The 13269-nt window shown below is 71.8% G+C and carries 12 protein-coding genes; 6 read left to right on the top strand and 6 right to left on the bottom strand.

What is annotated here, in order from left to right:
• Nucleotides 1–312: 312 nt before the first annotated feature.
• The 3 genes from ACFYW9_RS27065 to ACFYW9_RS27055 all read right to left on the bottom strand — a co-directional run bounded on the left by ACFYW9_RS27065 (nucleotide 313) and on the right by ACFYW9_RS27055 (nucleotide 4929).
• Nucleotides 313–1878, bottom strand: coding sequence for an APC family permease (locus ACFYW9_RS27065; RefSeq protein ID WP_389155349.1), 1566 nt, complete (start codon nucleotides 1876–1878; stop codon nucleotides 313–315).
• A 40-nt stretch (nucleotides 1879–1918) separates the two neighbouring features.
• Nucleotides 1919–2869, bottom strand: a complete 951-nt coding sequence (locus ACFYW9_RS27060) for a hypothetical protein (protein WP_389155346.1) — start codon at nucleotides 2867–2869, stop codon at nucleotides 1919–1921.
• Nucleotides 2870–3273: 404 nt separating this feature from the next.
• Nucleotides 3274–4929 (bottom strand): FAD-binding dehydrogenase, encoded by a 1656-nt coding sequence (locus tag ACFYW9_RS27055; RefSeq protein WP_351864076.1) that lies wholly within the window; start codon nucleotides 4927–4929, stop codon nucleotides 3274–3276.
• Nucleotides 4930–5229: 300 nt separating this feature from the next.
• On the opposite strand from ACFYW9_RS27055, the gene ACFYW9_RS27050 reads away from it, so the two are divergent.
• The 6 genes from ACFYW9_RS27050 (at nucleotide 5230) to ACFYW9_RS27025 (ending at nucleotide 10045) form a co-directional block, all read left to right on the top strand.
• Nucleotides 5230–6123, top strand: a complete 894-nt coding sequence (locus ACFYW9_RS27050) for a DMT family transporter (RefSeq protein ID WP_351864079.1) — start codon at nucleotides 5230–5232, stop codon at nucleotides 6121–6123.
• Nucleotides 6124–6320: 197 nt separating this feature from the next.
• The gene (locus ACFYW9_RS27045; protein WP_351864081.1) at nucleotides 6321–6836 is read left to right on the top strand and encodes an NUDIX domain-containing protein; all 516 of its coding nucleotides are present in this window, start codon (nucleotides 6321–6323) and stop codon (nucleotides 6834–6836) included.
• A 72-nt stretch (nucleotides 6837–6908) separates the two neighbouring features.
• The gene (locus ACFYW9_RS27040) at nucleotides 6909–7301 is read left to right on the top strand and encodes a DUF202 domain-containing protein (protein ID WP_351864083.1); all 393 of its coding nucleotides are present in this window, start codon (nucleotides 6909–6911) and stop codon (nucleotides 7299–7301) included.
• Nucleotides 7298–7627, top strand: a complete 330-nt coding sequence (locus tag ACFYW9_RS27035) for a DUF202 domain-containing protein (protein ID WP_389155341.1) — start codon at nucleotides 7298–7300, stop codon at nucleotides 7625–7627. The genes ACFYW9_RS27040 and ACFYW9_RS27035 overlap by 4 nt, the downstream gene beginning before the upstream one ends.
• Nucleotides 7628–7801: 174 nt before the next feature.
• Nucleotides 7802–8824, top strand: a complete 1023-nt coding sequence (locus tag ACFYW9_RS27030) for a phosphotransferase family protein (protein ID WP_389155338.1) — start codon at nucleotides 7802–7804, stop codon at nucleotides 8822–8824.
• Between the two features lie 6 nt (nucleotides 8825–8830).
• Nucleotides 8831–10045 carry an acyl-CoA dehydrogenase family protein gene (locus ACFYW9_RS27025; RefSeq protein WP_389155335.1) on the top strand — a complete coding sequence of 405 codons (1215 nt, stop codon included), beginning with the start codon at nucleotides 8831–8833 and terminating at the stop codon, nucleotides 10043–10045.
• A 143-nt stretch (nucleotides 10046–10188) separates the two neighbouring features.
• Here ACFYW9_RS27025 and ACFYW9_RS27020 read toward each other — a convergent pair whose 3' ends face one another.
• From ACFYW9_RS27020 to ACFYW9_RS27010, 3 genes are all read right to left on the bottom strand, one after another.
• On the bottom strand, nucleotides 10189–10782 hold the full coding sequence (locus tag ACFYW9_RS27020) for a TetR/AcrR family transcriptional regulator (RefSeq protein ID WP_328454182.1): 594 nt from the start codon (nucleotides 10780–10782) through the stop codon (nucleotides 10189–10191).
• A 62-nt stretch (nucleotides 10783–10844) separates the two neighbouring features.
• A complete protein-coding gene (locus ACFYW9_RS27015; RefSeq protein WP_389155332.1) occupies nucleotides 10845–12506 on the bottom strand; it encodes a class I adenylate-forming enzyme family protein in 1662 nt (553 codons plus the stop codon).
• Nucleotides 12503–13267: an SDR family oxidoreductase gene (locus ACFYW9_RS27010; RefSeq protein WP_326788713.1), complete on the bottom strand. Its 765-nt coding sequence runs from the start codon at nucleotides 13265–13267 to the stop codon at nucleotides 12503–12505. Before ACFYW9_RS27010 ends, ACFYW9_RS27015 begins: the two co-directional genes overlap by 4 nt.
• Nucleotides 13268–13269 lie beyond the last annotated feature (2 nt).

Genomic DNA, 13269 nt, shown 5'->3' with positions numbered 1-13269 from the left:
CTCGTGTTCCTCGCGTCCCGTACGGACGTCACCGGCCTCGCGGACTTCACGGTCGTCGCGAGCCTCGTGTTCCTCGCGGTCTTCCGGTTCCCGCGGTTCGGGGTGTTCCGGCTCGCGGGGCTCCGGCCGCTCGGGTTCCCGTGGCCTCGGTCGCTCCGGGTCCGGTTCCCCGGGCCTTTCAGTGTTCACCCCTTGATTCGAGCACCCGCGACCCCCAAAAAGCCAGCGGTGGCGGGTGCTCGTCAGCGTTCCGTCATCTCTTCTCACCTGCGGACCGGGAACATCGGCCCCCGAGAGGACGGCGGGGCCTCATCAGGTGGCGGACTCGGCCGCCTTGTCCAACTGGAACGCCTCGTTGCCGAGGCCGATCCGGGCGTGCGCCTCGGGCTTGCGGGAGCGCAGCAGCAGCCCCTGGACGAGTCCGGCGAGCAGCGCGACCCCGATGACGGCGGGCAGCAGCACGTTCAGGACGGAGTCCGGACCCGAGGCGACGAGGACGTCGAAGTCCTTGACGGTGTAGACCGCGATGACCAGCAGGGCGAGGCCCGCGATCGCGGAGGTGACCAGACGCCAGGACTGGGCGCGGGCCGCGCCGCGACGGACGAAGAACACGATGACGGAGAGCGAGGCGGCCGCCATCAGGAGGGTGACGCCGAGCGCTCCGACGTTGCCGCCCCAGGTGAAGAGCTGGAGGACGGGCGCGGTCGGGTCCCCGGTCGGCTTGTCGTCGGACAGGGCGAAGCCGCCGACCACGATGAGCGAGACGACGGTGTGCAGGAGCGAGCCGGTGCCGGGGGCTCCGCTGGACTCGGAGGTGCGGCCGAAGGCGGCGGGCAGCAGACCCTCGCGGCCCATGGCGAAGGCGTAGCGCGCGACGACGTTGTGGAAGCTGAGCAGTGCCGCGAACATGCCGGTCACGAAGAGCACGTGCAGGACGTCGGTGAACGTGGAGCCGAGGCGTGACTCGGTGAGGAAGAACAGCAGTCCGGCGCTCTGCTTGTTGGCGGTGCCCACGATCGCGGAGGGTCCGGTGGCGACGGTGAGCGCCCAGGAGCTGATCGCGAAGAAGACGGCGACGAAACCGATCGCGAGGAACATCACGCGGGGCACGAGGATGTGCGGCCGGCTGGTCTCCTCGGCGTAGACCGGGGCCTGTTCGAAGCCGGTGAAGGCGGCGATGCAGAAGCACAGCGCGGTGCCGACGCCCGCTCCGGTGAGGGTGTCGGGGTTGAAGGCGTGCAGCGACAGGCCCTCCTTGGCGGGATCACCGACGGCCGCGATGTCGAAGACGACGACGAGCGTCACCTCGATGACCAGCAGGACGCCGAGCACCCAGGCGTTGACGTCGATCTTCAGCCAGGCCAGCGCGCCCACGACGAGCACGGCGGCCAACGCCGGTATCCACCAGACGACTTCGGTGTCGAGGTAGGTGGCGAACAGCCCGGAGACCTCGAAGCCGAAGAGGCCGTAGATCCCGACCTGGAGCGCGCTGTAGGCGACGAGGGCGACCGCGGCGGCGCCCGCGCCCGGGGTGCCGCCGAGCCCGCGCGAGATGTACGCGTAGAAGGCGCCCGCGTTGTGGACGTGCCGGCTCATCTCGGCGTACCCGACGCTGAAGAGCACCAGGACGATGCCGAGGATGACGAAGAGCAGCGGCTGCCCGACGATCCCCATCACCGCGAATGTGGTGGGCATGACACCCGCGACCACCATGAGCGGGGCGGTGGCCGCGAGAACGGACAGCAGCAGACCCGCCGTGCCCAGCCGGCCGGCGCGCAGGGCCCGGTCCTGTCCCTTGAACGTGCTGATGCCGGCGCCGTCGGCGTCCGGTCTTCCCGTGCTCGACGTACTCGATGTGCTCGAACTGCCCGTCGTCATCGCGGGGTCGTCCTTTCGGATGTCAGATCATCGGGGGCGTTCACACCGTGCCGAGCACGCGGTCGCGCGCGGCACGGAAGGCTTGGTGTCCGTCGAGGTCCGGATACGACCACGGAGCCGCCGTCGGGTGGTCCGCGATCCGGAGGAACAGGGCGGCTGCCTCGCCGTCCCGGCCCTCGCAGACCTTGGCGTGGGCGAGGAAGTTGAGGTCGACCAGGCGGCGCGGGTGGTCGGCGTGCTCCCACTCCAGCCACCAGTCGAAGGCGGCCTTCATCACCTGGCGGGCCCGGCGCCCGGCCCAGTGCCCGGAGGCGACCGGGTCGGCGGGCTCGCTCCCGGCGCCGGCGAGCACACGGAAACGCTCGGCGTGCGCGACGACCGGAAGGATCGCGAGCGGTGAGTCGGCGGGCGCCTGCTCGGCCGACCAGTTGGCGAAGTCGTACACCTCGTGCAGCGGGTCCTGGCCCGCGGCGGCTCGGCGCTCGGCGAGCCGGGCGACCATCAGGTGGTGCGCGTGGTGATGGACGGCGTGCCGGTGGCGCACCTCGTCGAAGAGCCGGACCACGTCGTCCTCGGCTCCGAGCGAGCGCTCCAGGAGGAGGAGTCCGAGCCAGGGGGTGGGGTCGTCGGGGGCGAGGGCCGCCGCCCGCCGGCAGGCCTCACGGGCACTGTCGGGGCGCTCCTTGCCGTGCAGGGCGCGTTCCACGGCGGCGCAGCCGAGGAGTACGGCGGCGTCGGCGGATTCCGGTTCGGCCAGCTGCCAGTCGCGGGCCCAGGCGAGCGTCGCCGGCTCCTGCGCGAGGACGGTGACACGATGCCCGCGGCGGTCCCAGTCGTCGCCGGTCGCGGCGAGCAGCGTCCGGACGTCGGTCCACCGCCCCTGGTTCAACGCGGCGCGTGCGGTCACGAGTTCGGCGTCGTCGAGGGCGGCGTCGAAGACCTGGGACGCCCGCTTGCGGCCGCGACCCAGGGGAGGTGGGGGTGGTGACACCGCTGCTCAACCTCACAGGCGCGGTTCGTCAAAGTGTGATCACGCACAGCAAACCCGGAGCCACCGGTTCAAGTCAAGCGCGGCCCATGTCACTACACGTGTCAACTGCCCGTGTGTACAGCTCAGTTACCTTCACTGTTTCCACAAAGTCCTGAACAGGCGCCTTGTCCGCCCGACTTGGACGGTCTTCATACCGCCGATCCAGGAACGGCCGCCCCTGTCCTGATGACAACGGCCGTCCCGGACGGGCGACTTGGACGCGGTCCCCGGCCACGAGGACCGGGGACCGCGAAGGGCGGGACCACGAAGGGCGGGGATCGCGAAGGCCGTCCGGAGGTGACCGGCTCAGCCCGCGGACCGCCCGGGACACGATCGCCCGGGCCCGTGAACCGCCCGGGACGCGGTCACTTCACCGCCTTGGCCGCCGCCCGGCCCGCCGTGCGGCCGGAGAAGAGGCAGCCGCCGAGGAAGGTGCCCTCCAGCGAGCGGTAGCCGTGGACTCCGCCGCCGCCGAAACCGGCGGCCTCACCGGCGGCGTACACGCCCTCCAGCGGGTCGCCGCCCTCGGTCAGCACCCGCGAGGAGAGGTCCGTCTCCAGGCCGCCGAGGGTCTTGCGGGTCAGGATGTTGAGCCGCACCGCGATCAGCGGACCGGCCGCGGGGTCGAGGATGCGGTGCGGGCTCGCCGTGCGGATCAGCTTGTCGCCGAGGTAGTTGCGGGCCCCCCGGATCGACATGACCTGGAGGTCCTTGGTGAAGGGGTTGGCGATCTCCCGGTCCCGCGCGACGATCTCGTGGCGCAGCGCCGCCTCGTCGATGAGGGGCTTCTCGGTGAGCGCGTTCATCCCGCGCACCAGCGCGCCGAGATCCTTCTCGACGACGAAGTCGACACCGTTGTCCATGAACGCCTTGACCGGTCCGGGCACGTCCGCGCGGGCCCGGCCGAGGACGCCGCGGATCGACTTGCCGGTCAGGTCGGGGTTCTGCTCCGAGCCGGAGAGCGCGAACTCCTTGCCGATGATCTTCTGGTCGAGCACGAACCACGTGTAGTCGTAGCCCGTCTTCATGATGTGCTCGAGGGTGCCGAGCGTGTCGAAGCCCGGGAAGAGCGGTACGGGCAGCCGGTTGCCGCGCGCGTCCAGCCAGAGGGACGAGGGGCCCGGCAGGATGCGGATGCCGTGCTTGTCCCAGATGGGGTTCCAGTTCTGGATGCCCTCGGTGTAGTGCCACATGCGGTCGCGGTTGATGAGGCGGGCGCCGGTCTCCTCCGCGATCCCGAGCATGGCCCCGTCGACGTGGGCGGGGACACCGGAGATCATCCGCTCGGGCGGGGTGCCCAGCCGCTCCGGCCAGTTGGCGCGCACGAGGTCGTGGTTGCCGCCGATGCCGCCGGAGGTGACGATCACGGCCTGGGCCCTGAGCTCGAAGGCACCGGTGACCGTACGGCTGCTGGCCTGGCCGCGCTCGATGCCGGACGGCTCCAGGACCTCCCCGGTGACGGTGTCGACGGAGCCCGCGCTGCGGGACAGACCGGTGACCCGGTGCCGGAACCGCAGCTCGACCAGTCCGCGGGCCACCCCTTCCCGTACCCGGCGCTCGAAGGGCGCGACGAGGCCGGGCCCGGTCCCCCAGGTGATGTGGAAGCGCGGCACCGAGTTGCCGTGCCCGTTGGCGTCGTAGCCGCCGCGCTCGGCCCAGCCCACCACGGGGAAGAAGCGCACGCCCTGCGCGTGCAGCCAGGGCCGCTTCTCGCCGGCCGCGAAGTCGACGTACGCCTCGGCCCAGCGACGCGGCCAGTGGTCCTCCGGCCGGTCGAAGCCGGCCGTGCCCATCCAGTCCTGGAGGGCCAGCTCGTGCGTGTCCTTGATCCGCATGCGGCGCTGCTCGGGCGAGTCGACGAAGAAGAGCCCGCCGAAGGACCAGTGCGCCTGGCCGCCGATCGACTGCTCGGGCTCCTGATCGAGGAGGATCACCTTGCGGCCGGCGTCGACGAGCTCCGCGGTCGCCGCGAGCCCCGCGAGGCCCGCTCCGATGACGATCACATCTGCGTCGTAGGCCATGGGCCCGTCCTCTCGGCATTCCGACGGGTCGGATCGGGTCGGCGTCACGGGGGACGACCTGATGACGTTTGTCACGAACCGATCGGTGGCGTCGCTGGTTGGTGAGACATTGGTGCCGGTCGACCACACGGCCGACCAGCACTTGTTACTGATGGGTCCGAATCCTCGGCAAGAAAGGTGACCGAGTCAACCGCCTGGTTCCGGTTGTTCCCGGGGGCGTGCGCGCGGACCATGGCACTACAGTCGGCGGGATACGCAACACTGGCCCGCCCCGACTTCTGACGCATCGAGGTACCCAGCGTGTCGGTACTGGTTCTGGTCCTCGCCGTGAGCGCGGCCTGCTGCCTGGGATTCGGGTTCGTGCTCCAGCAGAACGCCGCCTCGCACGCCCCGCTCAGCGACTTCCTCTCGCCGCGCATCCTGCTCGACCTCATCCGGGTCCCCCGCTGGCTGGGCGGTATCGGACTCATGGTGTGCGGCATGGTCCTCGGGGCGATCGCGCTCGGCAACGGCGAGGTCTCGCTGGTGGAACCGCTCCTCGCCACCAACCTGCTCTTCGCGCTCGCGCTCTCCCGACATCAGACCAAACAGCCGCTGGGCCGGCAGGGCTGGGCCGGGCTGCTGCTGCTCGCCGGCGGTGTCTCGGCGTTCATCATCGCCGGGCAGCCACAGGGCGGCGAGGCCGTCGACGACCCGCTGCGGCACTGGCTGATCATCGGGATCGTGGTCGGGCTCGCCGTGCTGCTCACCACCTGTGCGAAACGGTCCCGGCTGAGCGCCGGACCCGTGCTGCTCGCCACCGCCGCCGGCCTGCTGTACGGCCTTCAGGACGCGCTCACCCGGGTCAGCGGCCAGCGGTTCAGTGCCGACGGGCTGGCCGCGCTGCTCACCAGCTGGCAGCCGTACGCGGTGCTCGCCCTCGGCGTGACCGGACTGATCCTCGTCCAGAGCGCCTTCGAGACCGCGCCCCTGCGGATGTCGCTCCCCGCGCTCACCGCCGCCCAGCCGCTGGCGGGCATCGTCTGCGGGGTGGGCTTCCTCGGGGACCAGCTGCGCACCGACGCGGGCGCCCTCGCCTGGCAGGCCGCGGGGCTCGCCGGCATCGTGACGGGGATCGTCCTGCTGGGCATGCACCCGGCGATGCCCTCGGGCACCGCGGAACCGGAACACTCGCGGGACCTCCAGCCGCACTGAGCGAGCCCCGGACGGCCCGGGCCCGTGACGCCGTACCCGGCCGCCGTCGAGGCACCGGCCGCCGTCGAGGCCGCGCACTGCGCCGTCCGGCCGACGCCCCGGCCGAGGCGTCGGCGCACCACCCGACGGCCCCGCACACCACCCCGACGGCCGTGAGCACCGCCACCGCGGAGCCCGGAGCTGCTTGGATGGAACCCATGAGTGCCGCTGACGAGATCCTCGACATCGTGGACGAGAACGACGAGATCATCGGGCAGTCCCCGCGCGGGGAGGCGTACGCGCGCGGGCTGCGCCACCGGTGCGTGTTCATCGAGGCGCGGGACGCCCGGGGCCGGCTCTTCGTCCATCGGCGCACCCCCACCAAACTGGTGTTCCCCTCGTTCTACGACATGTTCGTGGGCGGGGTCGTCGGCGCGGGCGAGTCCTACGACGACGCGGCGCTCCGTGAGGCCGAGGAGGAACTCGGCGTCTCGGGGCTTCCCCGGCCGACCCCGCTGTTCAAGTTCCTGTACGACGACGGGGCCGGCGCGACCTGGTGGTCGGCCGTGTACGAGGTCCGCTGCGAGCTTCCGGTGAACCCCCAGGCGGAGGAGGTCGCCTGGCACGACTTCCTCACCGAGGACGAGGTGGAACGCCGGCTGGAGGAGTGGACGTGGGTGCCGGACGGGCTGGCGGCCTACGAGCGGCTCACCGACTACCGGGCGATGGACTGATCCGCCCGGCCGAACGCGACCGGGGCGGCACCGGAGGAGCCCCTCCCGAGGCCCCCCGGTAGGGTCCTGGGCGTGATCGAACTCGTGCGCAATGTCCGGTTGTGGTTCGCGCCGCAGGAGATCCGGTCCGAGGGCAGGACCCCGGACTACCGGTTCTCGCTGGCCAATGAGCGGACCTTTCTGGCCTGGCTGCGCACCGCGCTCGCACTCATCGGCGGCGGCTTCGCCGTGGACCAGTTCCTGCCGGACCTGCGCTGGGCCTGGCGGGCGGGTCTGGCCCTGGCGCTGCTGGCGGCGGGCGTGCTCTGCGCGCTGCGGGCCGTCAATCACTGGGTGCGCTGCGAGCGGGCGATGCGGCGGGACGAGGACCTGCCGGTGTCGCGCTTCCCGGCGCTGCTGAGCATCGTCGTCGCGGTCGTCGCGGTCGCGATGGTCGTCGTCGTCCTCGTCGGCTGGGCGGGATGACCACCCCTCTCCGGGAGGAGCGCGATCCGGGCCTCCAGCCGGAACGCACGCGGCTGGCCTGGCGCCGTACGACCCTCTCCTGCACCGTCGCGTCCGTGCTCGCCGCGAAGGCGGCCCTGCACGAGCGGGACTCGGCCGCCGGGATCATGGCGTTCGCGTTCTGCTGCGTCGCCTGGCTCGCGTTCCTGGCCCTCGCCCACCGTCGCATCCGGACCCTGGCGGCCGCGGGCCCGGCGGGTCCGGCCGCGCTCGCGCCCCGGCTCGCGGCGGCGACGGCGCTGTGCACGGTGGCACTGGCCGTGTTCGCCGTGGCGCTGGTGTTCTAGGCGCCGGGTCCAGGTGTCGGGTCCTCCGGCTGTCGGGTCCTCCAGGTGTCGGCTCCCCCGGAGCGGCGCCCGTCCGGGCGAGACGCCGATCACGTTTGGCGCAGCGGCTGGACGACATACCGACTGGTCGGCATCATGGTCATGTCCCGATACCCGTGTGCTGAGGAGCGACAGATGAGCCCGGACCACCCGCCAGGTCTCGATCTCGACCGGCTGCGCGGCCTGCTCGACCGTGAGCGGCCCGGACTGGTGAACGGCCCGCTGAGCGGCCGGCTGATCGAGGGCGGACGGTCGAACCTCACGTACGCGGTCACCGACGGCACCGCCCGGTGGGTCGTACGACGGCCTCCGCTGGGCCATGTGCTGGCCACGGCGCACGACATGAGGCGTGAGCACCGGGTGATCAGCGCACTGCACCCGACGGCCGTGCCGGTCCCGGACCCCGTGCTGCTGTGCGAGGACGAGTCGGTGCTCGGCGCCCCGTTCTACGTCATGGAGTTCGTGGAGGGCACCCCCTTCCGCACCGCCGACCAGCTCGCCCCGCTCGGCCCGCGGCGCACCCGCGACGCCGTGCTCGGTCTGGTCGACACCCTGGTCGAACTGCACGCGGTGGACCCCGCCGCGGTCGGCCTCGCCGACTTCGGCCGCCCCGAGGGCTTCCTCGACCGGCAGCTGCGGCGCTGGGGCAAGCAGCTGGCCGCCTCCCGCAACCGCGAGCTGGCCGGCATCGACGAACTCCACGCGGCCCTGGGCCGTGAACTGCCCGCCTCCCCCGCGCCCACCGTCGTGCACGGCGACTACCGGCTCGACAACGTGCTGATCGGACCCGACGACCGGATCAGGGCGATCCTGGACTGGGAGATGTCCACGCTCGGCGACCCGCTCACCGACCTCGGGCTGCTGGTCATGTACAGCACGCGCCTGGAGCTGCCCGACTCCCCCATCAGCACGACCGCCTCGGCCGCCGGACACCCCCCGGCGAGCGAGATCGTCGAGCGGTACGCCGCGCGCTCGGGGCGCGACGTCTCCGCGGTCTCCTGGTACACGGCCTTCGCCTGGTTCAAGCTCGCCGTGATCCTGGAGGGCATCCACTACCGCTACACCAAGGGCCAGACGGTCGGCACGGGCTTCGACCGCATCGGCGAGCTGGTTCCCGTCTTCATCGAGCACGGCCTGACCACCCTTCAGGAAGGCTGATCCGCCATGGACTTCGCATTCGACGCGCGCACCGAAGGGCTGCGCGGGAAACTGCTCGCCTTCATGGACGAGTACGTGTACCCGGCGGAGGCCGTCGCGGAGGAGCAGCGCGCCCTGCTGGCCTCGCCGTGGGACACGCCCGCCGTGGTCGGCGAGCTGAAGGCCGAGGCCCGCAGGCAGGGTCTGTGGAACCTCTTCCTGCCGGACTCCGCGTACGGTGCCGGGCTGACCAACCTCCAGTACGCGCCGCTCGCCGAGATCACCGGCCGCAGCCCGCACCTGGCGCCCACCGCGCTGAACTGCGCCGCTCCGGACACCGGGAACATGGAGGTGCTCGCCCAGTTCGGCGACGAGTCGCAGCGCAAGCAGTGGCTGGAGCCGCTGCTGGCCGGGGAGATCCGTTCCGCGTTCGCGATGACGGAGCCCGAGGTCGCCTCCTCGGATGCGACGAACATCACCACGCTGATCGAACGGGACGGCGACGAGTACGTCGTCACCGGCCGCAAGTGGTACATCTCCGGGGCGATGAACCCCGACTGCAAGATCTTCATCGTGATGGGCAAGACGGATCCGGACGGCGCCGACATCCGCCGCCAGCAGTCGATGATCCTGGTCCCGCGCGACACCCCGGGCCTGGAGGTCCGGCGCGCCATGCAGGTGTACGGCTACGAGGACCACTCCCACGGCGGGCACGCGGAGGTCGTCCTCGACCACGTCCGGGTCCCGGCGAGCAACCTGATCGGCGAGGAGGGCGGCGGGTTCGCCATCGCGCAGGCGCGGCTCGGTCCGGGCCGGATCCACCACTGCATGCGGCTGATCGGCATGGCCGAGCGGGCCATCGAGCTGATGTGCCGCCGGGCGGTGTCCCGTACGGCGTTCGGCAAGCCGCTGGCCCAGCAGGGTGTGGTGCAGAACTGGATCGCCGACGCCCGGGTCACCGTCGAGCAGCTTCGTCTGCTGGTCCTGAAGACCGCCTGGATGATGGACACCGTCGGCAACAAGGGCGCCCACACCGAGATCCAGGCCATCAAGATCGCCACTCCGCGCGCGGTCGTGGACATCCTCGACAAGGCGGTCCAGCTGCACGGCGCCGGCGGCGTCAGCCAGGACTTCCCGCTGGCCGAACTGTGGGCCGCCGCGCGGACGCTGAAGCTCGCGGACGGTCCCGACGAGGTCCACCAGCGCTCGCTGGCCCACCGGGAGATCAAGAAGCACGTCTGACGCGGTGCGGTGCGGGGGGGAGTTTCGCCCCCTCCGCCCCTGCCCGTCCCGAACCGGGGGGCGCTGCCCCCGGACCCCCGCTCCTCAAACGCCGGAGGGGCTGATTTTTCAGCCCCTCCGGCGTTTGAGGACGAGACGTGTCGTCAGGGGCGCAGGGCGCGCAGGAGCAGGTCGGCCAGGTGGTCGGCGACCTCCTGGGGGGCCAGGGGGCCGTCGGGGCGGTACCAGGTGGACAGGTGGTGGACCGAGCCGAAGTGGTAGTCGACGACCAGGTCGGCGGGGGTGGCCGTGGAGAAGACGCCCTTCTTCTGGCCCTCCTCGACCAGGGCGCGGAAGCGCTCGTGGTAGCGGCGCCGCTCGGACCGCACCTGCTTGAGCTTCTCGGGGCCCAGGTGGTGCATCGACCGGAAGAAGATCGAGGCGTCGTCCAGATTGTCGATGGTCGTGACGACCACGTCGGCCGCCGCGCGCCGCAGCCGCTCCTCGACCGGCGCGTCGGCGTCGGCGAAGGCGTCCAGCCGCTCCTGCTGGAGGCGCAGCACGCGCGCGTAGACCTCGTGCAGGAGGTCGTCCTTGGAGCCGAAGTAGTGGTACAGCGCCCCCTTGGTGACGCCCGCGGCCTCGACGATCTCCTGCACCGAGGTGCGGTCGTAGCCCTGCTCGGCGAAGAGCCGGGTGGCGGCGGCGAGGAGCCGCTGCGGGACGGGCGTACCGTCACCGTCCGTCGTCCTGGGCACTGCCGCCACCTGCCTTCCGTACGTTCACTTCGATGTCCGTCGTCCGCGGGGAGTCCTGGAGACTACTGGGAGTCCTGGGACCGGGAACGCAGTTCCCGACGAAGGATCTTCCCACTCGCCGTCTTCGGCAGTTCGGGCAGGATCTCCACCCGCCGCGGATACTTGTAGGCGGCCAGTCTCTCCTTGCAGTACGCGGCCAGCGCGTCGGGGTCCTCGGTGGCCCCCGGGCGCAGGCTGATGTACGCCATGACGGTCTCCCCGCGGTAGCCGTCCGGGATCCCGACGACGGCCGCCTCGCGGACCGCCGGGTGGGTGTGCAGGACGTCCTCGACCTCGCGCGGCCAGACCTTGAAGCCGGACGCGTTGATCATGTCCTTCTTCCGGTCGACCACGTAGAGCCAGCCGTTCTCGTCCATGAAGCCGATGTCGCCGGTGTGCAGCTCGCCGTCCGGGAAGGTCTCGGCGGTGGCGTCGGGGCGGCGCCAGTAACCGGGCACCACCTGCGGACCGCGGACGAGGATCTCGCCCTGCTCTCCGAAGGGGACCTCCTGGCCGAGGTCGTCGACGATGCGCACGACCGAGTCCGGTCCGGGCACGCCCACGGCGAGGGTCCCGGAGGCCGGGTCCACCGGCGCCTCCAGCCCCGGCGGCACGGAGGCGCAGGGCGCGGTGCACTCGGTGAGCCCGTAGCCGTTGCGGATGTACGGCCCGAAGCCGGCCCGGAACCGCTCGACGAGGGCGGGCGGCAGCGGGGCCCCGCCGGAGGAGATGTTCACGAAGGAGGAGAAGTGGTCCGGCGTGACGTCCGGGTGGGCGGCCAGCGCCATGAAGGCGGTCGAGGGGCCGACGGTGTAGAGCGGCCGGTGTTCGGCGAAGGCGTCGAGGACGACCCCGGCCTCGAAGCGGTAGGCGAGGACCAGCGTGCCCGCGCTGTCGAGGCAGGCGGCGAGCTGGCAGACCATCCCGGTGATGTGGAACAGCGGCGCCATCGCGAAGTACACGGGCGCCTCGGGCAGCGCGAGGCCGGTCCGCTGCCGCTCGGCGTTGTACATGATGTTGCCGTGCGTGTTGGTGGCTCCCTTGGGGGTGCCGCTGGTGCCCGAGGTGTAGCTGATCAGCGCGATGTCGGACGGGCCGAGGTCGCGGTCGCCGGGTGCCTTGTGCCCCTGCCGGGCGACGGCGAGGAGGTCGTCGGCCGCCTCGTCCACGGGCAGTCGCCCGAAGGCCAGCACGCGTTCGTCGTCGCGGGTCTGGAGGTCCCGTTCGCAGGCCGTCAGGACGACGCGTACGGGCGAGTCGGCGGCGGTCTCGCGCAGATACGCGTCCCAGGCGCGGTCGGAGCAGACGAGGGCGATCGTCTCGGCGTCGTGCAGGACGTGCCGGACCTCGCCGGACTTGTACATCGGGTTGACCGGCACGACCGTCGCGCCGGCCTTCCACGCGCCGAGCAGGGCGAGCACGAAGTGCGGGGAGTTCTGGAGCATGATCGCCACGCGGTCGCCGCGTTCCACGCCCCGGGCGGCGAGGTGCCCGGCCACGGAATCGCTCAGTTCGTCGATTTCGCGGTAGCTCAGCCGTCCGTCGAAGTAGGCGAGCGCGGTGCGGTCCGGGGTGTGCGCGACGACGTCCGCGAGGGCGTGCACCAGGGTGTCGGCGGGGTTCACCGGACCGCGCTGCGCCTCGCTGAGCAGGGCCGTCCAGGGCTTGTCGGAGTAGCGGGTCACTCGGCGGTCTCCCACTTCTGCTGGAGGTGGTTCATGTTCGTCATCCAGCGGTCGGGGTCGGCGGCCCGCGCCTGGTAGTACCCGGCGACCTCGGGGTGCGGCAGGACCAGGAAGCGGTCCTCCTCGATGCCCTTCATGAGCGCGTCGGCGACGGCCTCGGGCTCGATGGCGGTGGGCTGGAGCACCAGGTCGCCCGCGCTGCCGGTGGCCTCCAGCATGTCGGTGCGCACGCCCTGGGGGCAGATCGCGTGCACCTTCACACCGCGGTGGCGGTACGTCAGGGACAGCCACTCGGCGAACGCGTACGCGCCGTGCTTGGTGACGCTGTACGGCGCGGCGCCGATCATCGTGAGCAGTCCGGCGGCCGAGACGGTCGAGACGAACCGGCCGCTGCCGCGCTCCAGCCAGTCCGGGAGCAGTGCGTGGGCGGCGCGTACATGGGCCATGACGTTGACGTCCCAGGCCAGGGCCCACACGCTCTCGTCGGCCGCCTCGGAGCCGCCCGAGGCGACTCCCGCGTTCGCGCAGTAGACGTCGACGGTGCCGTCGAGGGCGTCGCGGGCCTCGGCCACGATCGCGGAGGCGTCGCCCACGACCGCGATGCCGCCGATCTCGTCGGCCACGGCCTTCACCTTGGCCGCGTCGAGGTCGTTGACCACGACCCGAGCCCCCTCGGCGGCGAAACGGCGGGCCAGCGCGGCCCCGATCCCGCCCCCCGCTCCGGTGACGACGACTCCCGCACCCTGCATGGCTTCCACCACGG

The organism is Streptomyces sp. NPDC002698 (assembly GCF_042888945.1).
Classification (GTDB): domain Bacteria; phylum Actinomycetota; class Actinomycetes; order Streptomycetales; family Streptomycetaceae; genus Streptomyces.
This window is presented reverse-complemented; position numbering and strand designations above follow the sequence as displayed.